The organism is Paracoccus sp. KR1-242, from assembly GCF_049446195.1.
Classification (GTDB): Bacteria; Pseudomonadota; Alphaproteobacteria; order Rhodobacterales; family Rhodobacteraceae; genus Paracoccus; species Paracoccus broussonetiae.
The window spans coordinates 413,607-435,571 of sequence record NZ_JBMSED010000002.1; the positions used below are offsets into that span (position 1 = coordinate 413,607).

A 21,965-nucleotide genomic window follows, 5' to 3' on the forward strand; every position below is an offset into this window, starting at 1 on the left:
TCAACATGGGAGGTTGGGGCCTGCGGATGCGACGTGCGGGCGTCACCCGTCTGACAGCATAGGCAGGGCTTCTGCTGCCGGCCGCATGTCGGCAAGAGCGTCAAAGGGTAGCTCCGTGCCATTGCGCCGAGGCCGATGAACATGCGCTGCCGGTATGCGAATGCTGAATAACCAAGGTTCTGTAACAGAACCGTGACCACCGCAATATCGTGTTTGCATACGCAACGGGCAGGGGTCAAGCGAAATATTGACAACGAAGTGTAGATTCACATTCGTGTGATTATTGAACAACAGTTCAATTGTCTAATTCGCCTGCAAGTTGTGGGCCGCTTCGCGGCTTTTCCCCGGCTGGTGCGCGCCGCGCTTCGCGCGAACTTCACTTCAGCCGGGCCATCATTGGGGGATAGAGGCGTTCACCAAGCGCGCCTCTCGCTTCGCTCGGTCCTGCGGACGGCGGGCGCACTTGGACCAGACCGAAACCCCGGCATTACGCCGGGGCCCCTCGGTCTTACGCCTGCACCGCTAGGAGAGCGGATAGGTTTTTCTGCTTAGAAAAGGGAGGGGGCTAATCCTTGGCCACAAAGACCAGATACAACAGGTATATCAGCACCGGCCAAAAGCCGAGGATGAAAATCACCGCAACGATTGCCCCGATAGTATCCAGCATCACCGACACCAAGGAATAAACGCGCGACGAGAGCCGCCGCCACTACCCTTGGAATGTGACCGTTCAGGACGAGGTTTGCAAGTCGGGCGGTCTGGTAGAGTGCGCGGAACATCCGAATGAGGCGCAGGCTTTTTCTCATGCACGACGACCTTAGCCGACAGAGCAGGTTTAACCGTTACAGCCTTCACAGGAGACGGGAGGCGGGCAGGGGCCGCTTTGGTGATGACAGGCTTCGCCTTGACGAACGCAGGCGCAGTAAGCGCCCGCTTAGGTTTGCTGGAGAGAGAGGTGGACGCTACAGCCTTGGCCGGGGCAGTCACCCCGAGCCGAACAGGCTTCGCGAGCACGGGCTTAGGCGCACGAGGCGCAGAGACAGAAATCGCCCTGGTGGATGAGACGCGGCGCACCGCGCCGACGCTCACCACATCAGCCGCCGTCACAACGTGACGGAGCGGCTTAGAGATCACTGCCCTTTCGACGGCAGTTGATTTAGCCACCTTTCGGTCAGCCACGCGGAGACCCGCTGCGACCTCAATTTCTCGAACCCGAGCCGCGACAATTGCGCGGCGACGTTCTCGTTTGACCCTGCGACTTGCCATAGATCGTCCCCTAGATACACATCAGCCGTGCCGTCCGAATATGCGACGATCATATCACGCCCGCCCAACACCATGAATCCCAATTCATGCCGCCAGCGGGCTTTTTTCAGGCGCTCCAATTCATCATAGCGCGCCTGCTTAATTTCGCGCTCGCGCTCAAAGTCTTCCGGTTCTTGTTCCATCCTCGCCTTTGCGAGTGGGTCAAGATAGCTTTCCAAAAGGAAATCGGTCAGAGGCGGCATGTCGCCGTTATTTTTCTCTGCCCACACCTCGCAGTAGCGTTCAAGGAACATTTCCCGCATCCGGCCTTGAAGCCAGTAGGTTCTGGCCTTGCCCTTTTTGTTCACAACATTGGCAAAGCGGTATTCAGGGGACTGCACCGGCAAGCCACGATCAACAAGATCGGACGCCAGTTGCATGAAGAAGTCATAGCCCAGAGGGGGCTTTTTAGACATGGAGAGCGCCTTGACGGCTTGTTCCTCTTTCAAGGCATATTTACAGACATAGGCATAACCCGACGCGCCATTCGGCTTGCGGAAATAGGCAAAGCCTTTCGGCCAAAACGGCCAGTTATATTTTTCCTTTTCCAATTCATATACAGGTTCTTTCCCCCTGAAGAATATAATGATGTGCCAATGCGCCCGGCCATTAGCCGTGCCATATTCACCAGCGCACAAATAGCGCGGCTGATAGCCTATCGCTTTGCGAAGGCGTTTTAGAAACTTCTGCACATCAGAGTATTTAAGTAACGCGGCCTCTGGAACATCGCCCGCGTAAGTAAGCGTTACCGACACCGCAGACGATGAGCTCCGCTCTTCAGCTACGCAACGCCCAATCAGATCATTCACGCGGTTTTCCCGGCATACCCGGCAACCGCGACAGGCTACATAAATCGCGGGACCGGCATTCCCATAGCCGCCACGCTCATAGCCCATCTTCCTTGGCTCCAAACACATCAAAGGTTCCCTTTCGCGGTGTCACTAAACGCATAGTTAATCAAGGATATGTGCGTCCCCCGGCACGTCTAAATCACACAGGATTATAGACGTGCCGGGGCGGGGCGCAGCCATTAGGCTGCACCCCTTTTTAAAATGGGAATTGCGGTCAATCAGTCAGACTGCTTCGCGTATTTGACGATTTGACGCCATTCTTTCGAAGGCTTGGGCCACGGAATGAAATCCACCGTGCGCCAGTTAGCTAATTCCCAATGGGCGGGGTCCCAAATGGACCGGAAATCACCGCCCCAAGTCACCTTGATGCAGCGCTTGCGCGCGACTTCCTTGCCGATAAGGCCGAGAACTGCCCACTCATCACGGGTCAGTTCCCAGAACCGGCCAAAATGGACGATATCAACCGCCATTCCGACGTTATGCGGAGATCGACCAAAGCCAGCATTGGAATGGCCGGCCTTGAGCGCGGCCTCTTGAGCCGCCTTGCCCCTCAAATAGCAGTGGGCAAAGAAGGGCATTCCGCGCTTGTCCAGTTCCTTGATGAAGGCTTGTGCGAACTCCACGATCCGCACGTCAGAGCCAGCCGGAGAGCAGGCAATCTGACGGTTACGAAGCTTGAGGCTGTTGACGACATTGTAGTCAACCAGCCCATCCGCAGCCGTCCTGTGGGGCGGCTTTTGCGGGGTAGGGGAGCCGCTCACGCGGCACCCCCTTCATCACCCGCAGGGGCGGCTTCCGGAGCCGTCACAGGCGGCTCGATAACCTGCCCTTGTTCAGCCCGCATACGCTCCAATTCCTCGCGCAGCTGTTGCTCGCGATAGTCGCTGTTGAGGCGCATGAGGTGCATCATTTGCTGGAACTCAGCAGACGGCCCAGAGGGGCGAGGTTCGATGCTGGTAAAAGACGGGTCGAGGCTTTGCGGCACGACCGGGGCTTCAATGAACGTGCGCATGAACACGTCAGGCGGCTGTTCAGGATCGGCGCACATGACCACGACGCCGACCGTGCGGTCAGTGGCGAACTTGCAGGTGATCTCACCGTCACCACAGCCGATAAGCCACGTATCATCACCGGAGACGGCATAGACCGTGACCCGTTCCTCGGCCATCAGGTCAAATTCGACCTTGCGATAGCCGATGGAGGGCGTGGCAAACTCCATGAGTTGCCCACACGCAATCTGGTTCCATGTATCAAGGGAACCGAGGGAAAAAACACGCATAGATCAAGCCCCTTGAATGATGCGGGTCGTATCGACGCCGTCCATGGTTTTTTCGTAGTTGTCGTTATCTTCCTGCAGCGTGGCACCGAAGACGGTGTTGCCGACGATCTGGACACCGCCAATCGTCATCACCTCGAAGGGGTCCGCCAGCGTGTCCATGAAGACCGAATGCGGCAGGTTGTTGACGAGATAGAAGTCAGTCGTCAAAGCCGGGTTCGGCTGTTCCACCGCCCAGAAGCGTTGGCGGTCTTCGACGAACGTATCCGGGTTCGGACGGTAGTATTTGCCGCCGATCCGGATAAGGGACCGCTTCCATTCATGGTTCAGCGGCGCATAGCCGAACGTGCCGTTTGGAGTCGAATGGTAGACATCGACAAAGTTATTCTTGACGATGCTGACCTTTTCAGGGTCGAGCGTGTCGCGCCGAGCGTCCGGCAGTTTCTGCGGATCGGTACGCGACAGGAAGCTGTCAAGCTGACGCTCGAACAGTTGTTCCGGCACGATCTCACAGGTGATGAGAATGATCCCGCCCGTGTTCATGGGCGGAGTACGGAAGTTGAGCGTCAGAGAGGTTTCGCCAGTCGTGACCGACATGTCGAGGCTGGCACCGTCCATGGCGTGGCGTTCGCTGTAACCGAAAATCGTGGACGCTTTGTCCAGGAGGATCGGTTCGCGCATAGCTTCATCGGGGACCCGGATACCTTGCATCAGCAGGTCAATGATATAATCGTCATCCAGCCCGATGAATTGCTCACGCATCTTGGCCCAAGCGGCCGTTTTCTTCGCCAGTTCGATATTGGCGAGCGAGACGGATGCCATGGTATCCTTAAGCTGAACAAACAGCTTATTGACCCATTCATATTGGCCCTCACTATTCAGCGTCGGCGCATAACCCGCCTCCGCTGTAGGAACAGAACGGTTCGAGTTAACAATCGTCGACGAAGACGAACGCAGGTTCATGCGGGTATTGCCGATGGTCAGGGGAACTTCCCCATCCATCATGGCCGAGTCGAAATCGGGCACAATGTGCCACATGTTCGGGTTTTTCCAGAAGGCTTCGGCAAGCGAAGCATCGTGTTTCGTCCGCTCGGCCAGTTTGGTCGAGCGAGCCTTGCGGCGATAGTTGACCAGCACGTTATAGGCTTCGAGCGGGGCCGAGTTAATCGGCGTCCCGTCGACCCATTGAATGCCCATCTTGTTCCAGAACCCGGCGGTTTTGTTGAAGTTCACCGTTTCGAAGAACGGGATAACCGCGCCGGTGCCCTTGTCCGCTTCGCCCATATAGGACGAGTTGAAGCTATCCATTCCATGGAAGCGTTCGAAGGCGAGGAACGGCACGAAATGAGCATAGGCCGTCACGTTGATTGCGTTCATCAGCGGATGAACGGTTTCGTCCATCTTGAATTTCAGATTGAGCGAACCGCGCGACACGCGATCTTCGCGCAGCAGCGGAACATAGGCCAGGGGAACGATTTTCCCGGCGCGACAGGACGTCAGCGACCGGATTTCATCGCCCCGGAGCGACGGTTGAACCCGAATGGGGGTCGTCGCGATCATTTCCTGAATTTTCATTTGCGTTTCCTTTTGAAGACGCGTTTCAAGAGGCGTTTCGCGGCAGCACGCCGCGCTTCGCATTTTTTACAACGAGCCATTAGAAATAGGCCCATTCGGGCATGGTAATCATCGAACTACCACCACCGCCCAACAATTGCGGATAGTAATTATCTATCGCAGTCGTGTCTGGGTGGACGCCCGGATTATCGTATTTAGGCGCGGCGGGTTTATCGTCCTCTTGGGCGTAATACTTGCCGCCGATTTTATAGACGCGCTTGCCTTGGATGCGCTTAAGCTTCCGCTCACCGGCATCCATAAGATTTGCAGCCACATCACTGCCAAATGACAACACACCATAGGGAAGCGAAACCAAATCGCCGTAACGGCTTTCAGCCGCCTCAACGTCAGAAAACGCGCCCGTCGGCTTAAACGGATACCCCGCAACAGTAAGCGGCAGCTTAGGCGGGGTAACAGCATCATCAGATGCAGCCGGTTGAGGTGCGTTAATCTTAGACATCTGTGGAGCAGATGACGATTTAGCCGCAATAAACGGCTTCACCTTTTGCAGATCATAGCCAAAGGATTGCGGCGGGTTTTGGACAGCCCTTGCCTCCGCCACGGCCCGCGTATTCAGCGCGGTTCGCAGGGAATCTGCCAACACATCCCGTTCGGGCGTATTGAAATAGTTGTCCGCTACCGCGCCCAATTGCCCGAAGGCTTCTTGTGCAAAAGAGCCAGAAGCCATGGCCGGGACGAAGGACGACGAGTAACCGCCGCCCGTGGTGGCACTGGCAACGGGACCAGACCCGCCGCCATTATATCCGACACCACCAGAGACATTGCCGGGTGCCGCCTGATAGGGAGCACCGGCAACGCCATAGCCTACTTCTGTCGAATAGGCCCCGGCCATAGACATGGCAGTGAGGGGGTTAAACCCCGCGGCTTCCGCTTCACTGCGAAGCTTTTGCCAGTCAATGCCACGGCTTGCGGTCGTGCGTTCGGCCTGACGATCCGTCAGGGCCTGCATGTTGGCACGATCCTCACGAGCATACGCACGATCTTCGTGCATACGCCGTTCATCATAGGCGCGATCATTGGCCAGTCTTGTCCGCTGATACGCGCGTTCTTCGTTCCGCACCTGCGCCGCATGTTTGCGGTCGTTTACGGTGCGGCCCGCATCGTAACGGCGCTGATCGCGCCGCACTTCATCTTCGTGGCCCCATGTAATCAACTGGCGTTGCCAGTTGCGCTTGTCGCGCTTGTCAGCAGACCTGCTACCGAGCAGGGAGCCGACGACCGACAGAGCGGGGCCGACCAGCGACCCGATAGCCATTACAGGCCACCGGGTGCACAGAAGGCTTGATGGTAAGCCGGACCCAACTTAAGAAGGATTGCCCCGGCAGCGCCAAGCGCAACCGGAAGCACAACTTTCACCAGAACCGGAATCAGGCGTTCAAACACGGCTTTCACCCTAGGGTTGGAAAGACGCGATAACCAAGGTTATGTAACCATAATCGATCCGCCCAGACCATTTGGCAGCTGCAATATCCTTTTCGCGAAGTCGTCCCCGAAATACAGCTAAGGTGCGCCCAAGGTTCGGTCGAGCGCGCAAGCAAAACAGCCCCCATATTCAGTCCGGCGGGATCTGCGCCTTTCTCCCATTCCGCATAGGCAACCGCAGCAGTAATTGCATCGCGTCCTGTCGGCGGCACCACGCGCACAACTGACAAAAGTCGTTCAACCGCGGCGCGGATCGCTCGCCTATGCGAGCGACAATACAATCACAGGTGCCGCATATCGGCGATCAGAGCGAGAATGGCTTCCGGGCTCATCCGGTCGCGGCGTGCCATGATATCGGCGACCGGCCGACAGAAGCGCACGTACAGATGAGCACCTAGGCTCTTCTATGTGGACCCCTGCCACGGTCCAGCGCGCTGCGCGACAGCCGATCCACCAGAATCGCCACTGCAACGATGGCAAGACCCGCGCGTAGACCAAGGCCCATCTCCATCCTGGTCAGACCGCGCGTCACCTCTGCCCCGAGGCCTCCGGCGCCCACCAGCCCGGCCAGCACCACCATGGCCAGCGACAGCAGAATGCACTGGTTCAGCCCAACGAGCATCGTCGGCTTCGCCGCCGGAAATTCGATCTTCCACAGGACGGTCCGGGGTCTGGCACCTATCGCTTGACCCAGCTCCCTCAGGTCGTGGGGAACGCCGCGAAAGGCCAGCGTTGTCAGGCGCAGCATGGGCGGGATGCCGTAGACGATGGTCGCGATGATCGCCGGAACCCGCCCGAGACTGAAGATCATCACCGCCGGGATCAGATAGACCCAGGGCGGCACGGTCTGCATGACGTCGAGGATCGGGCGAAGTGTCGCCTCGATCGCCGGACGGCGGGCAGCGAGGATGCCGAGGGGAACTGCAACGGCAACAGCCACGAGGACGGCGACCAGCATGAGCGCGATGGTCTGCATCGAGGCCTGCCAAAGCTCGGTCAGCCAGCAGAAGCCGAGGCAGCAGGCGGCAAGGATCGCAAGCCGCAGTCCGGCGGCGGCAAAGGCCGCGATGACGACAATGGCGATCACCGCAAATGGCGGCAGGGTCATCAGGGCGGCCTCGATCGCGCCAAGAAGTGCCTCGATCACCAAAGTGACCTGGGCGAAGAACCCGTGAAAATTGGCGTTCAGCCAGTCGACGGCGGGGGCAAGGACGGCTCCGGGATTGAACTGCATCACTTGGTCCTCGCTGCGGCCTGGGTCATGCGGTCCAGAAGCATGGTCAGCACCACAATCGCGATCGAAGCGTTGATCGAGGTCGCAATGTCGAGAGTCCGGATTGCGCTGTAAATCGTTTCGCCCAGCCCTCCCGAGCCGACGATGCCGGCGATGACCACCATACCGAAGGCCATCATCAGGCTCTGGTTGATGCCCGCCATGATGCTCGGCACGGCAAAGGGCAGGCGGATCTTGAAGAACATCTGGGCCCGGCTGGCACCGACGGCTTCGCCCAGTTCAAGAAACTCGGTCCGGGTCTGCCTGATCCCGAGGGAGGTCAGGCGGATCGCAGGCGGCATGGCGACGATGACGGTTGCAATCAGCGCGGTCGCGGGGCCGTAGCCCATCAGCGCGATGGCCGGAAGCAGATAGATATAGGGCGGCAAGGTCTGGATCAGGTCGAGTGCCGGGGTCAGCGCGCCGTCAAGCCGTGGTATCAGCCCGGCAAGGACGCCAAGTGGCAGGCCGACCGCCAGCGCGATGGCGGTCGCAGCCACGACCAGTGCAAGCGTGCTCATGGTTTCCGGCCAAAGACCCATTGCGGCGCAGGCTATCAACCCCAGCGCGCCCACGACACCGAAGCCAGTGCCAAGGACGCGCCAGCCGATCAGCCCGGAAAGGACAGCGACGACCCAGAACGGGGGCAGCATCAGCAGCCACAGGATGCCGTCGTAAAGACCCTCAAGCAGCGCGCGGATGCCGTCGAAGACGAAGGCCGCGTGATCGGACAACCAGAACAGGGCGTCGTCGACGGTGGTGTCGAAAGTGGTGACAAAGCTTTCCATGCGCGCTCCCTCAGGCTGCCGCGAGGGTTTCGGGCTCGCCCCGCACGCCGAGCAGCAGCCGGCGCGTGGTCACGACCCCGACGATGCTGTCACCGTCGGCGATGGCCACGGCGTCGCTGCCCGCACCGATGATCTTGCCGATCAGTTCGTCGATATCTGCCTCGGACGAGCAGCGGGGCAGACTGTCCAGTGGCTGCGCCGGTCCCGTGCGGTGCCAGCCATCGACCGGCATCATCACCGAATGCGCCTTGATCAGGTGCAGCCGCGAGATTCCGGCCACGAAATCCGCGACATACTGGTCGGCGGGATTCATGACGATCTGCTCGGCCGTCCCCTCCTGAATAATGACGCCGTCCTTCATGATGGCGATGCGGTCGCCGATCCGGATCGCCTCGTCGAGATCATGGGTGATGAAGACCGCTGATTTCCCCAGTTCCTTGGTGAGCTGGCGGAACTCATCCTGCAACTGGCGCCGGATCAGCGGGTCGAGCGCCGAGAAGGGCTCGTCCATCAGGATGATCTCGGGATCGGCGGTGAGGGCTCGGGCAAGGCCCACGCGCTGCTGCATGCCGCCCGACAATTCGCGGGGATAGCGCTCCTTCCAGTCGGACAGGCCGACCTTGGCAAGCGCGGCCTCGGCCGCCCGGTTGCGCTCGTCGCGGGGGATGCCCTGCACCTCCAGTCCAAAGGCTGCGTTTTCCAGCACGGTCCGCTGCGGCAATAGCGCCACGGATTGGAACACCATGCCGATATGACGGGCACGGGTTTCGCGCAGAGCGCGCGCATCGAGTGTGGCCAGGTCACGACCCTTGACCAGAACCTTGCCGAGGCTGGGCGTGATCAGCCGGTTCAGCAGCCGGATCAAGGTCGACTTGCCGCTGCCCGACAGGCCCATGATGCAGAAGATCTCGCCCCGCCGGACCTGCAGCGAGGCGTCGGACACGCCGATCACACAGTTGAATTGCTGGAGAACCTCGCGCTTGCTCAGCCCGCGATCCGCGATTGAGCGGAGTGCGTCGACACTGCGGTCGCCGAAGACCTTCCAGACCGACTGGCAGTCGATCAGAATCTCGTTGCTTTCCATAACCACCCTGTCTTTTCTGGTTGGGGTGGACGGCCCGCCGGGGCCGTCCGGCACAGCCTTCAGTAGGATTTGATGTTGCTCCAGCGTTCCATCAGGTCCGCATGGGCGGCGGTCCAGTCCGCGACGGCGCTGTCCATGGTTTTGCCGTCGTTCACGGCCGCATTGATCGCGGTGATGTCGGCAAGCGGGACATAGACACCGGCGATGATCTCGCGCGCCTCGGGATTGCTTTCCGAAAAGCCCTTCTGGCCGATCCAATAATAGCCCTGCGGCGGAGCGAAGATCCCCTTTGGATCGGCAAGGAACTTGGTGTCGTATTTCTGGACCATCCAGGACGGTTCCCAGACGATGACGGCGGCCCATTCCTTGCGATCGGTCGCGGCCTTCAGCGCGGCGGTCATCGCGGCGGTGCTGCCCTCTACCAGCTTCAGGTCAAGGCCATAGCCCGACACCACGTCGGCCGCTTCGCGCATGACGCCAGCGCCGGGCTCGATACCGATGATCTTGCCGCCGAACTTGTCGGCGTTCTCGTTCATCTGCTCGATGGAATCGATCGGGACATATTTCGGGACGGCAATGCCTTGATAGAGGCCGTAGGATACCGGCGCGATCTTTTCCAGCCGGTTCTTGTTGCGTTGCCAGTAGTCCTGTGCGGCGTAATCGACCTGGGAAACCATGATCTGCACGTCCCCCTTGGTAAGGGCCGCATAGGCAATGCCCCATTCCGAGAACTCGGTTACGTTGACGGTATAGCCCTTGTCCTCCAGCACTTTCTTGGTGATCCCGGTGATCGGGGTCAGGTCCTCCCAGGCCATCGTTCCGATCTGGATGACCTTGTCCTGTGCCGACACCGGTGCGGCAAGGCCGAGGGCGACCGCCGCCGCCATGAAGGCGAGCTTTAAGCTGCGCATGTTCTCTCTCCTGTTGGTCGGGCCGGATGGCCGCAAGCATCCCTCGCCGCAAAGGCTGCGGCGTGTGGGCCAGGACCCATTGGTTGATTGTGATGGGGGTTCTCCGGTTCCTCTGCGGGGCCCCCTGCCCCCGGCTCACTGAACTATCCCGCAAGAGGCTTCGCCTCGGCAAACGAGAATATTCAGCAGTCTTGCATTAGAAAATCTAGCGCAGCCGGGCGTCAGTCCTGCTGCTTCAACGACGCAAGAACGTGGCTCACGAAGGCGGCGACATGCGGCCGGTTCAGGGATTTCTGCCGGCAGTTCAGGAAGTTGCCACGGCCGATGGTCAACTGCCCGGGATGGGCAAGGACAAGGCTGCCCTCCTCGATCGCCGCGCGGACCATGTGCTGCCAGCCCAGCATGACACCCTCTCCGGCAAGGGTGGCGGCCATCAGCAAATTGACCTTGTTGGTCGAAAGGCTCGACGCGAGCTTGGCCCATTCCGAACCCTGCGCGCGGAACCACTCGGTCCAGCCAAGCGGTTGCCAGCCAATTGCATCGGCGGACCAGTGGCGGTCATGCAGATGCAGCAGGTTCACACGGTTCAGGCTGTCGACCTCGTCGAAGGGGCCGTGCTCGGCCAGGAAGGCGGGCGTGCAGACCGGCTGGGCGACTTCCGGGAACAGGAAATGCAGGACTTCTCCTACCTCGCAGCGTTCATTGCCGCAAAGAATGGACAGATCGACTTCGGAATAGTTGCGCAGGGTGTCGTCGGCATCCGAGGCAAGGATCACGAATCCGACCTGTGGGTGGCTTTTGCGAAAGCTGTCGATCTGCGGCTTCAGCCAGAAACTGGCCATGCCATCGGTGGCCGAGATCGTGATCGTCTCGGGGCCTTCGTCATCGGTAATGACCGACACGGCCGCGCTGATCGTGTCGAGCCCGGCGCTGACTGCGGCGACAAGGCTGATGCCCTCGGGTGTCAACGCGAGAATGTTGCGCTTGCGGATGAAAAGGTCGACCCCCAGCGCGCGTTCCAGCAAGCGGATCTGCTGACTGATCGCGCCTTGTGTCACGTTCAGTTCGCGCGCGGCCATCGTGAAGCTCAGGTGCTTGGCCGCGACCTCGAATGTCGCGAACGAACCAAGCGAGGGAAGATAGCGACGCTTGATCGGCGGCATGGCGTGCTGGTCCCTTGTTGGCGGGGTCTCATTCTAGCCGGGATTGCCATTCTTTCCAGCGCATATAGACATTGGCGCCGATCGTGTCGAACGGATGGGGCGGCAGGCGGGCCGGCTCGGCCTCGGCGGTGAAAAAGGCGGTGATCTCGCTCTCGCGCCCGGTCGCCAGCTCGGCGGCGCCGATCCCGGTCAGCGTCCCCCGCGCCGTCCCGAGGCCGTTGTCGACGCAGGCAGCGTAAAGCCCCGGCTCCAGTTCTCGCATGACCGAGACGTTGTTGCGCGACAGGCACAGATGACCAGACCAGGAATGCTCGAAGCGGATCCCGCGCAGCATCGGAAAACGGGTGTCGAATTTCTGCCGCATCGCGCTGACAAGTCGGGCCAGATCGTGTGCGCTGGTTTGCATGCCCGGGCGGTAATAGCCGCCCTGACGGATGACGATGCGATGACCACCCTGCGCGGGACCGATCCGGCGCACGGTCGTGCCCATCGGATCGGCGGGGGTCAGACCCCAGCAGACATGCCCGCCAAGCATGCGGATGGCCTCGGGGGGCAGTTCCTCGGTCATGCAGGCGTTCAGCATCACATGCATCAGCCGGCCGCGCTTGAAGCCGAAGCTTTCGAGATGGCCGTTATTCGCCATGATGACGCGAGCGGCCCGGACCCGGCCCCGTTCGGTCGAGAGGCACCAGCCCTGCGCGCCGCTTTCGATGCCGAGGATCGGCGAGTTCTCGCAGATCCTTGCGCCTTCGCGCTCCAGCCCGGCGGCAAGGCCCTGCACATAGCCGGCGGGTTGCAGCATTGCCGTGCCGGGCGTGTAGAGGCCGCCGTGGTAATAGCCGGTCCCGGTCACCTCGCGCATGGCCTGCGCGTCCAGCATCTCATGCGACTCGCCCAGTTCGAGCAGATGGGCGGCATAGCTGACATTGGCCGCGATCCCGGCCGCAGACGCGGCGGCGTTGATCTTGCCGCTGCGCTGGAAGTAGCCCTCGGGAATAGAGTAGTCGCTGACCGCCTGCGCGGCGAACTCGATCGCCTGGCGGTTCAGCCGGGTCAACTGCCGGTCGTGGCTGTCTCCGGCACCGGCATAGTTGCCCGAAGTCAGTTCATGCGGCAGGTCGATCATGAAGCCCGAATTCCGTCCCGTGCCCCCTTCCGAAATCCGCGCCGCATCCAGGATCAGGATGTCGAGGCCGGGATCGATCTGCAACAGGCGGCGGGCGGCCGAGAGGCCGGCGAAGCCGGCTCCCACGATCGCGATATCGCAGCCAGCCTCGCCCTCCAGCCGCGGGCGAGCGGGAGCGGGCGGCAGAATTTCCCGCCACCCGGCGGGGCCATTGAAGACCGGGATGCGGCTGGCCCGATGCCCTGTCATGTCAGTCGATCACCGTATCCGAGTGATCGGTCAGGTCCAGCCAGATGGTCTTGAGCTGGGTATACTGGTCATGGGCGTGGATGCCATTGTCGCGCCCGCCGAAGCCGGACTGCTTGTAACCACCGAAGGGGGTCGAGATGTCGCCCTCGCCGAAGCTGTTGACCGTCACCGTTCCCGCCCGCAGCATCCGTGCACCGCGCAGGGCGCGCTTCCCGTTGGCCGTGAAGATCGAGGCCGCCAGTCCATAGTCGGTGTCATTGGCGACCGCGATCGCCTCCTCGAAGCTTGAGACCGGGATCAGGGTCAGGATCGGGCCAAAGATCTCCTCGACCGCAAGCTTTGAGCTGCGGGTCGTCTGCACGACGGTCGGTTCGATGAAGCCCTCGCGGACGACGTTGCCACCCATCAGGATGTTTTCGGACCGCGCGGCTTCCAGATAGGCGCTGACCTTGCCGAAATGTGCGGGGCTGACCAGCGCGCCCACCCGGACCTCGGGGTCCAGGGGATCGCCCACGATCCATTCGCGGGCATGGGCCTGAATGCGCGCCATCAATGCGTCCTGAATGTCCCTGTGCACGATCAGCCGCGATCCGGCCGAGCAGTTCTGGCCCATGTTCCAGAAGGCACCATTGACGACATGGGCGGCCACCGCGTCGAGGTCCTCGGCATCGTCCAGCACGATGCAGGGGTTCTTGCCGCCCAGTTCCAGCACCACCTCCTTCAGGTTGCTGTCCGCCGAGTAATGCAGGAAGCGACGGCCCGTCGCGGTCGAGCCGGTAAAGCTGACCATGTCCACATCAGGATGACGGCCCAGCGGTTCGCCCACGTCACTGCCCGATCCGGTGACGATGTTCAGTACCCCGCGCGGCAATCCGGCCTCGCAGGCCAGTTCGGCCACCCACAGCGCCGTCAGCGTGGTCTCGGCGGCGGGTTTCACCACCACCGAGCAGCCCGCCGCCAGCGCCGGGCCGATTTTCCAGGCCAGCATCAGAAGCGGGAAGTTCCACGGCAGAACCAGACCCACCACGCCCACGGCCTCGCGCAGGATCATCGCGATGTGATTATCCGAGGCGGGGGCGACCTGATCATAGATCTTGTCGATCAGCTCGGCATGCCAGCGGATCACATGGATCGTCTCGGGTATGTCCACGGTCTCGCAATCATAGATGGTCTTGCCGGCATCCAGGCTTTCCATCACCGCCAGCTCGCGTGCATCGCGCTCCATCAGCTTGGCGAGGCGAAGCAGAACTTCCTTGCGCTCCGCCGGATGTAGGCGAGACCAGCGCCCGTCGTCAAAGGCCTCGCGTGCCTTGGCGACGGCAAGGTCCACGTCCTTGGCATCACAGGCGGCGATCTCTGCCAGCTGCTCGCCGGTCGCCGGGTTCGAGCTGACAAAGGTTGCGCCCGAGATCGCGGGGCGGAAGCCGCCGTCAATGAAGGCATTCCGCGGGAAGTCCAGCGACGCAGCGATGGGCTTGTATTCCTCGTTCGTCAAAAGATCGGCCATCTCAGTTTCCCTCCGTGATTGCCTTGACGGTGGTCTTCAGCGTGTCGATCACCTGTTCGAGCGCGCGTTTCTCATCCTTGTTCAGCCCCTTCAGCGGTGGGCGCATGGGGCCTGCGCGCAGGCCCGAGACCTCGACCCCGTGCTTGACGCACTGGATGAACTTGCCGCCCTGCTCAAGCACGCGCATCAGGGGGAGCATTGCCGACATGATCCGGCGGCCCTTGGTGAAATCACCCCGGACGACGCAGGCCTCGTAGAGCGCGATGTGTTCCTCGGGCAAGAAGTTCGATCCGGCACAGATCCAGCTGCGCGCGCCCCAGGCAAAGAATTCCAATGCCTGATCGTCCATGCCGCAGGACATCTGGATATGGGGATAGTCGCGCGCCAGCAGGTGTACCCGGTTGATATCGCCCGAGCTTTCCTTGATGCCGATCACGTTTCTGGACCGGCCGACACGGTCAAGAAAGGTGCGCCCCATCTCGACGCCCATCCGGCCCGGATAATTGTAAAGGATGATCGGCAGGCCCGCAGCGCGGTCGATCGCCAGCGCGTTCAGGGCGTTCTCCTGTTCGGTCGGGACCGAATAGGGCGGGGTGCCGAGCAGGATCGCATCCGCGCCCATTTCGCGCGCGCCCTCGGCAAGCGCGATGGAATCGGGCGTGCGCATCGCTCCCGTGCCGACGATTACCGGCAGGCGGCCATTCGTGCGTTCGGTGATGAACCGGGCGAGTTCCAGCCGCTCCTCGACAGTTTCGGCATAGTTCTCACCAGTGGAACCGCCCGAGATCAGCCCGTGTACACCGGCCTCGATGAGCCGCTCGATCAGATCGGACAACCCGTCGAGGTCGAAAGATCCATCGGCGCGGAACGGGGTAATCAGCGGCGTGTAGATTCCTTCAAGCACCATTGTCGATGTCATGCCGGGCCTCCCTTGCGGAAATTCGTTCTCCATCTGCTACGCCCCGCCGGACACTTGTCGCAAAGGAGAATATTCTGGCGTGATGTATTAGAAAAACTATGTTGAAAAAGCCGCCGCCGCCGGATCATTCGATTTCTGGCGAGGCGGAGGAGGACGGGTCGGAACCAATCGTCAGTTCAGGCTGCCATCCTTGGACAACAGGACGGCAATTGGCCGGGTCGCATCGATCTCGCTCAGGATGATCACCAGTATCGCCATGATCGGCACCGCGAGGATGGCCCCGACAATACCCCAGAGCGAAGTCCAGACTGCGAGGCTTACCAGGATCACGAACGGGCTGACATTCAGCGAATTCCCCATGAGCCGAGGCTCAATGAAATTGCCAAGCGCGACCTGCGGTATGGACATGATGAGGATGAAAACGATGACCGGCCAGATTTCCCCGTGCTCAAGCAGGACGAGAAAACTGGGCAGGGCTACACCGACAATTCCGCCGAAATAAGGGATGTAGTTGAGTAACCCGATCAGGATCGCCCAGAAGCCGGCAAACTCGATGCCATGGACCAGCATGATCACATAGCTCGCCACCCCGAGCGCGATGTTGATGAGCGACTTGATGACCAGGTAAGTCCCGATCCGCCTGTTGACGTCGCGGATCAACTCTCGGATCTGCGTCACCTTGGCGGGCTGGTCGGAAAGGCGGGCAATCTTGTTCGAGAAGGATTTCTGTTCCGAGAGGATAAAGGCCGCATAGATCAGGATCACCGCGAAGGTACCGATGATTGACGCCACCGAAACCACCGAACCGAGAACCACCCGGTGCAGGTTCATATGCCCCACCAAGTCTCGCCGCAGGCTCTGCCAACTCGGCTCGTCGTCCAGACCGACGGCGACTGCACCGCGCTGAACGAGGGCGAGCAACTGATCCTGGTAGACGGGAACGAGCGTCGATACCTGCGTGGCATTCTGGACGATCAGCCAGACGATGAGCGCCATCAGGCCGAGACTGACCACTATGGCAAAGGCGTAGCGCAGCGAGGCTGGAATACCTTCGAACCCGGGCACCCGTCCTATCAGTTCTGCAAGACCGAGGACCACATAGGCGACGATGATGCTCATGAAGATCGGGAGAAAGATTGTTCGACCGATGACCAGAATCCAACCGATCATGAGCGCAAGGCCCACCCCGTAGAAAAGTCGCGCCAGACCGTCTTGCGTGGTCACCGTAGGGGCTCCCCAATAGCCTCATGGAAATCTCAGGAGGAGCAGCGTTACGGCACGCCCGCCTCAAATACGCGATGCTCTCTGCAGACTATCCGTTTCAGGATGTGCCTGTCGCCCGGTTCTGCGCTCGTTTCACTGATCTCAGGACCGGCGTTGCCGACATGCATCCAACACTCCTTGCCGCGGCGATGTGCATGGCGGGACGCGGCCATGCTCTGTGGCTAAACAGAGCTGCGGCCAGATGCCACCGGAATGGCGGTGTCCACCTAAGCGCAAAGCCATATCGACATCCTTGAAACAGTCGCGGAGGCAGTGGAAGCCACCCACCTGCCCCCCCGAACGACATCGGCAGACGACCTTGTGCACCGCCCGGAAACCGGGATGCATAGCGGCAAGCAGGGCCGCATGGCCGAATACCTGACACGCCTCGACTTTGTCATCCTGGACGAACTGGGCTATCTGCCCTTCGCCCAGTCAGGCGGTCAACTGCTGTTCCACCTCATCTGCCGCCACTATGAGCGCAACTCGGTTATCGTCACCACAAAGCTCGCCTTCGGGAAATGGCCGACTGTCTTCGGCGATGCAAAGATGACCACGGCATTGCTTGATCGGCTGACCCATCATTGCGAGATCATCGAGACCGGCAACGAGTCCTGGCGCCTCAGTAACCGCGCATGACCGGGGCGCTTCCGTCGACTGAGGCTCCGGCGCAAACCGCATCAAGGGGGCAATATTGGACGCCGATAAGGGGTCAGTTTTGCGCGCCGATTGACAGTGTGCCTTTTGCAGAAGCGGGACACCTGTCGCACGCAAATGGCTGCGACGAGGCGACGAAGTGCTGATTGGTGTGGCCCTTTCCATTCCGAACCAGCGCGGCGCGGCGCGGTGCTGCCAGCGGGCAGCGGGCACAGCCGCAAGCCTTGGATCGAAGATAGACCAGGCTGGCTTCAGAACAGATCAACTCGCGGCGGGTTGCGCGCCAGCCACACCCGCGCCGCCAGTGTCAGCCATTGACGCGGCCCCTCATCGGGCCTGCTGACAGCAAGTCCAGACCTCTGCCCCAATCGGTCCAGCGCCGCCAGCGTCGCCGGGCCTGCCGCACCGTCGACCACGACCGGCTCGCCCATTTCGTTCAGCAGCATCTGCGTCGCGCGGTTCAGATCGGCGTCTCGGATCCTGTCCAGCATCTGCCCGGCCTGTTCCGCCGCATCGCGGGCAGGCAGGTGCAGCGCCTTGGCCGCGCGCAAGGCTGCGTCGGCCGGACCAAGCGGGCTTGCCTCGCCTTTCAGGATGATGCTGGACGCATTGACGCCCGCCCAGCCATCACCGCGCGAAAGGCCCATGTCATACCAGCGCATCGCGGCCTTTGGATCGGGCTTGCCCAATTGCCCGCGCATGATCATCCGACCCAGATTGGCGGGAGCAAAGGGATGCCCGCCCTCAGCCGCGCGTTCGAACCAATCGCGCGCGGCGGTAAAATCCGGCTTGACCTTGTCATGGCCGCGCAGCGCCACCAGCCCAAGGTTGTTGTATCCGTAGATATCCTTGCGCGCGGCCGAAGCGCGCAGATAGGTCAACCCGCGTTCCGGCCGGTAATGCGGATTGTCGGGGTCGAGAAAAAAGGTGCCGAGTTCATTCATCGAATAGGTGTGGCCAAGCTCTGCGGCGCGTTCCAGAAGTTCGAAGCCGCGCTGGCGGTCGGCTTCGTCAGGACCGTTTCGCAACAGGCGCAGGCCACGGCTGTGCATGGCGAAAGGGTCGCCTCGGGCGATGGCATTTTCCAGCAATGCGTTCGCCTTGGCCTCGTCGAAAGGGATGGAGATCACCTTGCGGTCGATGCGGGAGGTCAGCAGAAGATAGGCGGCCGCGGTGTCGGCGCGAATATGCCCGGCCTCGGCTGCGGCGCTGAAGCTGGCATAGGCACCTTGCAGGTCCCCGTTTGCCTGCTGTGCGCGACCCAACTGATAGACAAAGCGCGCCACGCCGGGGTTCTGCCGGACCGCCTGCTGGCAGGCAACCAGCGCTGCCTCGCCGTCGATCTCGTTCGGCAACCGGTAGAGGCCCACGCCCTGCAGATCCAGCGCATCACCGGCCTCGACATCACAGGGATCAGGCGTCAACTCCATCTCGACGGTCAGGATGCGCGGGCTATCGCGGTCCGGGCGGATGCTGAAGCGATCGCGCAGCATATGGCCGCTATCGCCCGTCATGCGGGTTTCAACCAGATGCGGGCGATAGACCGCGATACCCGCAGCCAGCTCAAGTTGCCCCTGTTGCGGCTGCTCAATCAGCACCGGATCGGTCAGGGGGCCGCCGTTCATCTCGGTCAACTGCTCGTCCAGTCGCAATTCGCGGGCAAAAACCAGTGATATCTTCCCGGTCGTTTCCGTCGCTGGCGCCGTTTCGCGCAGGGTGTCGGCCACCGCGGGCGGGGACAGCGGGGTGGCATCAGCCAGAAAGAAGGGCTGCACCAGGGTCGAACTCTCCCAGGGAACCTGTCGTCCTTTGGTCGATTGGTAGACGCGCTGGCGCACATCGGCCAGCAGGTTCAGGATATTGTCGCCAGCATGGTCGGAGGCCGCCGTCAGAATCGCCTGCGCATAAGGGCCATTGCCGCCCTTTTCGCCATCATAGGCGACCTGTCCCGGCGAGGTGGAGAAGGCGACCAGCGAATTGATCGGGGTGGCAAACACCTCAAAGCCGGTCCCGGTCTCGAACAATGCCGCGTCCAGGTTGGCAGCCAGACGCAAGTTCGGGAAGGGGTTTTCCCGGCAAGCGTCGATCATCGCCACATGACTGGTGCCGCGTGCCGACAGCAACTCGATCACGCGGTCCAGGGTGATAGATTCGACCGGCAGGTCATAGACACTTTTGAAAGCGACATCCGTAGGCAGCAGATAGTTGCGGCGACCAATCTGGATGCCATGGCCGGCATAGAAAAACACGACCGACGAACCTTCGGGAATATTCAGCACCGCCAAGCGCAGAAAGGATTCAAAGCCGGGCCGGTCAAGGTCATAGCCCTCTTGCACGGTAAAGCCGAAGCCGCGGAGCATATCGGCGATCCCGTGCGCATCGCGCAGCGTATTGTCTAGCGAAGGGATGTGGCGGTAATCGGCATTTCCGACCACCAGCGCGATTTTTGCGCCTTCGGCCCAGGCAAGACCTGCCACGCCCAGTGACAGGAATGCTGACAGCAGCAGGCGCCGCATGGCCATCCCAACGGACATCAGCCGTTCCAGCCTCCACCCCCGTCGTCGCCACCATCGGCACCGCCGCCGTCATCGCCGCCGCCGTCGTTCCCACCGCCGCTGTTGCCGCCCCCACCGCCGCTGTTGCCGCCCCCACCGCCGCTGTTACCGCCCCCTCCGCCATGGCCCGAACCCGAGCCGCCCGAGCCAGAGCGGCCCTCTGAGTTTCCGCCTTCCCGGTCAGTTGGAGCGGCGAGCCGCGGAGGGGTCTGCTTATCCACATTGGTGTTTGACTGAGGCGATGATGGGGCTTCGTCGCAGCCGGAGACGAGCATGATCGTGGCCGTCGCGAGAACCAGGGCGAGACTTACACGCATCTTTGCCACCCAGTATTTGCAGGTGAATAGCATAGCAAATTTTGCCGAAACCGACCAATGATTCCAAGCCGAAGGGTAGCCCACATCCCGCGCTTCCGGTTGTCGCGCTGCGGCAAGACATCCCGGACCAGCTTTCGACTATGCCGCGTCTGCCGGGCAATCTACCGATGAAGTTGGGGATCTAAGGCTCTTTCCCCGACCGTCCATCTGGTCTGCCACATCGATCAAGAAATGGCCAAACTGGCAAGTTCGGTGAGTGCTTGGGCGTGGCGAATGCCAGTGGCGAGGTGGTTTCGCCCGTTGGGTTACCTGCGCCATGGTTTGCCCGGTTTGCCGCGCGTCCATATGCCATACGTCCCGTATGCTGCCTTCAAAGCCCGGGCATGAAAAAGGCCGCCCCTTTCGGGACGGCCCTTCGTCTGTCTTGCGACAAGCGGATGATTACATCATGCCGCCCATGCCGCCCATGTCGGGCATGCCGCCGGCGGGAGCCTTGGGCTCGGGCTTTTCGGCGATCATCGCTTCGGTGGTGATCAGCAGACCAGCGACCGAGGCGGCGTCTTCCAGCGCGGTGCGGACGACTTTGGCCGGGTCGATGACGCCGAACTTGAACATGTCGCCATATTCTTCGGTCTGGGCGTTGAAGCCGAAGGCCTTGTCGTTCGACTCGCGGACCTTGCCGGCAACGACAGCGCCGTCGACGCCAGCGTTTTCAGCGATCTGGCGCATCGGAGCTTCCAGGGCGCGGCGGACGATCGCGATACCGGCGTCCTGGTCCGAGTTCGCACCGGTCAGGCCTTCGAGGACCTTGCCGCCTTGAACCAGGGCAACGCCGCCACCGACGACAACACCCTCTTGAACCGCAGCGCGGGTCGCGTTCAGGGCATCGTCAACGCGGTCCTTGCGCTCTTTGACTTCGATTTCGGTCAGGCCGCCGACGCGGATGACGGCAACGCCACCAGCCAGTTTGGCAACGCGCTCTTGCAGTTTCTCACGGTCGTAGTCCGAGGTGGTTTCCTCGATCTGCTGACGGATCTGCGAAACGCGGGCTTCGATCTCGGCTTTCTCACCAGCACCGTCGACGATGGTGGTGTTGTCCTTGTTGATCGAGACTTTCTTCGCACGGCCGAGCATGTCGACGGTGACGTTTTCCAGCTTCATGCCCAGGTCTTCCGAGATGACCTGACCGCCGGTCAGGATCGCGATGTCCTGCAGCATGGCCTTGCGGCGATCGCCGAAGCCCGGAGCCTTGACGGCAGCGATTTTCAGGCCGCCACGCAGCTTGTTGACGACCAGCGTGGCCAGAGCCTCGCCTTCGACGTCTTCAGCGACGATGATCAGCGGCTTTTGCGACTGGATGACAGCTTCCAGCAGCGGGACCATCGGCTGCAGCGACGAGAGTTTCTTCTCGTGCAGCAGGATGTAGGCGTCTTCCAGCTCGGCAATCATCTTGTCGGCATTGGTGACGAAGTAGGGCGACAGGTAGCCGCGGTCGAACTGCATGCCTTCGACGACGTCGACCTCGGTCTCCATGCCTTTGTTTTCTTCGACGGTGATGACACCCTCGTTGCCGACCTTCTGCATCGCGTGGGCGATGTGCTGGCCGATGAAGGCTTCGCCGTTGGCCGAGATGGTGCCGACTTGCGCGACTTCAGCCGAGTCGT

At 61.3% G+C, this 21,965-nt stretch carries 16 protein-coding genes and 1 pseudogene; 1 reads left to right on the forward strand and 16 read right to left on the reverse strand.

Going from position 1 to position 21,965, the window contains the following annotated elements:
* Positions 1–1,130: 1,130 nt before the first annotated feature.
* From ACO2Q4_RS05415 to ACO2Q4_RS05480, 14 genes are all read right to left on the reverse strand, one after another.
* Entirely contained in the window at positions 1,131–2,201 is a 1,071-nt protein-coding gene (locus ACO2Q4_RS05415) for a rolling circle replication-associated protein (RefSeq protein WP_423317844.1), read from the reverse strand.
* A gap of 173 nt (positions 2,202–2,374) precedes the next feature.
* Positions 2,375–2,917 (reverse strand): M15 family metallopeptidase, encoded by a 543-nt coding sequence (locus tag ACO2Q4_RS05420; protein ID WP_423317846.1) that lies wholly within the window; start codon positions 2,915–2,917, stop codon positions 2,375–2,377.
* Positions 2,914–3,435, reverse strand: a complete 522-nt coding sequence (locus ACO2Q4_RS05425; RefSeq protein WP_423317848.1) for a hypothetical protein — start codon at positions 3,433–3,435, stop codon at positions 2,914–2,916. Before ACO2Q4_RS05425 ends, ACO2Q4_RS05420 begins: the two co-directional genes overlap by 4 nt.
* 3 nt (positions 3,436–3,438) lie before the next feature.
* Entirely contained in the window at positions 3,439–5,007 is a 1,569-nt protein-coding gene (locus ACO2Q4_RS05430; protein ID WP_423317850.1) for a hypothetical protein, read from the reverse strand.
* A 79-nt stretch (positions 5,008–5,086) separates the two neighbouring features.
* On the reverse strand, positions 5,087–6,322 hold the full coding sequence (locus tag ACO2Q4_RS05435) for a hypothetical protein (protein WP_423317852.1): 1,236 nt from the start codon (positions 6,320–6,322) through the stop codon (positions 5,087–5,089).
* Between the two features lie 561 nt (positions 6,323–6,883).
* The gene (locus tag ACO2Q4_RS05440; protein WP_423317854.1) at positions 6,884–7,723 is read right to left on the reverse strand and encodes an ABC transporter permease; all 840 of its coding nucleotides are present in this window, start codon (positions 7,721–7,723) and stop codon (positions 6,884–6,886) included.
* Positions 7,723–8,550: an ABC transporter permease gene (locus tag ACO2Q4_RS05445; protein ID WP_423317856.1), complete on the reverse strand. Its 828-nt coding sequence runs from the start codon at positions 8,548–8,550 to the stop codon at positions 7,723–7,725. Before ACO2Q4_RS05445 ends, ACO2Q4_RS05440 begins: the two co-directional genes overlap by 1 nt.
* A 10-nt stretch (positions 8,551–8,560) precedes the next feature.
* The gene (locus ACO2Q4_RS05450) at positions 8,561–9,634 is read right to left on the reverse strand and encodes a quaternary amine ABC transporter ATP-binding protein (RefSeq protein ID WP_311761551.1); all 1,074 of its coding nucleotides are present in this window, start codon (positions 9,632–9,634) and stop codon (positions 8,561–8,563) included.
* A 59-nt stretch (positions 9,635–9,693) separates the two neighbouring features.
* The gene (locus ACO2Q4_RS05455) at positions 9,694–10,545 is read right to left on the reverse strand and encodes a glycine betaine ABC transporter substrate-binding protein (protein ID WP_311761552.1); all 852 of its coding nucleotides are present in this window, start codon (positions 10,543–10,545) and stop codon (positions 9,694–9,696) included.
* Positions 10,546–10,766: 221 nt separating this feature from the next.
* Positions 10,767–11,708: a LysR substrate-binding domain-containing protein gene (locus ACO2Q4_RS05460; RefSeq protein ID WP_311761553.1), complete on the reverse strand. Its 942-nt coding sequence runs from the start codon at positions 11,706–11,708 to the stop codon at positions 10,767–10,769.
* Between the two features lie 28 nt (positions 11,709–11,736).
* Positions 11,737–13,083: an FAD-dependent oxidoreductase gene (locus ACO2Q4_RS05465; RefSeq protein WP_423317859.1), complete on the reverse strand. Its 1,347-nt coding sequence runs from the start codon at positions 13,081–13,083 to the stop codon at positions 11,737–11,739.
* Position 13,084: 1 nt separating this feature from the next.
* The gene (locus ACO2Q4_RS05470; protein WP_423317861.1) at positions 13,085–14,590 is read right to left on the reverse strand and encodes an aldehyde dehydrogenase; all 1,506 of its coding nucleotides are present in this window, start codon (positions 14,588–14,590) and stop codon (positions 13,085–13,087) included.
* A 1-nt stretch (position 14,591) separates the two neighbouring features.
* Positions 14,592–15,497: a dihydrodipicolinate synthase family protein gene (locus ACO2Q4_RS05475; RefSeq protein ID WP_423317882.1), complete on the reverse strand. Its 906-nt coding sequence runs from the start codon at positions 15,495–15,497 to the stop codon at positions 14,592–14,594.
* Positions 15,498–15,680: 183 nt separating this feature from the next.
* On the reverse strand, positions 15,681–16,733 hold the full coding sequence (locus ACO2Q4_RS05480) for an AI-2E family transporter (RefSeq protein WP_423317863.1): 1,053 nt from the start codon (positions 16,731–16,733) through the stop codon (positions 15,681–15,683).
* Between the two features lie 336 nt (positions 16,734–17,069).
* Here ACO2Q4_RS05480 and ACO2Q4_RS05485 point away from each other — a divergent pair.
* A pseudogene (locus tag ACO2Q4_RS05485) lies at positions 17,070–17,411 on the forward strand (ATP-binding protein); the annotation flags it as partial.
* Positions 17,412–17,680: 269 nt separating this feature from the next.
* On the opposite strand, the gene ACO2Q4_RS05490 reads toward ACO2Q4_RS05485, so the two are convergent.
* Together ACO2Q4_RS05490 and groL are read right to left on the reverse strand one after the other, a co-directional pair.
* Positions 17,681–19,963, reverse strand: coding sequence for a caspase family protein (locus ACO2Q4_RS05490; RefSeq protein WP_423317865.1), 2,283 nt, complete (start codon positions 19,961–19,963; stop codon positions 17,681–17,683).
* A 779-nt stretch (positions 19,964–20,742) separates the two neighbouring features.
* Positions 20,743–21,965 (reverse strand): chaperonin GroEL (gene groL, locus ACO2Q4_RS05495; protein ID WP_423317867.1); only part of this gene is annotated, 1,223 nt, incomplete at its 5' end.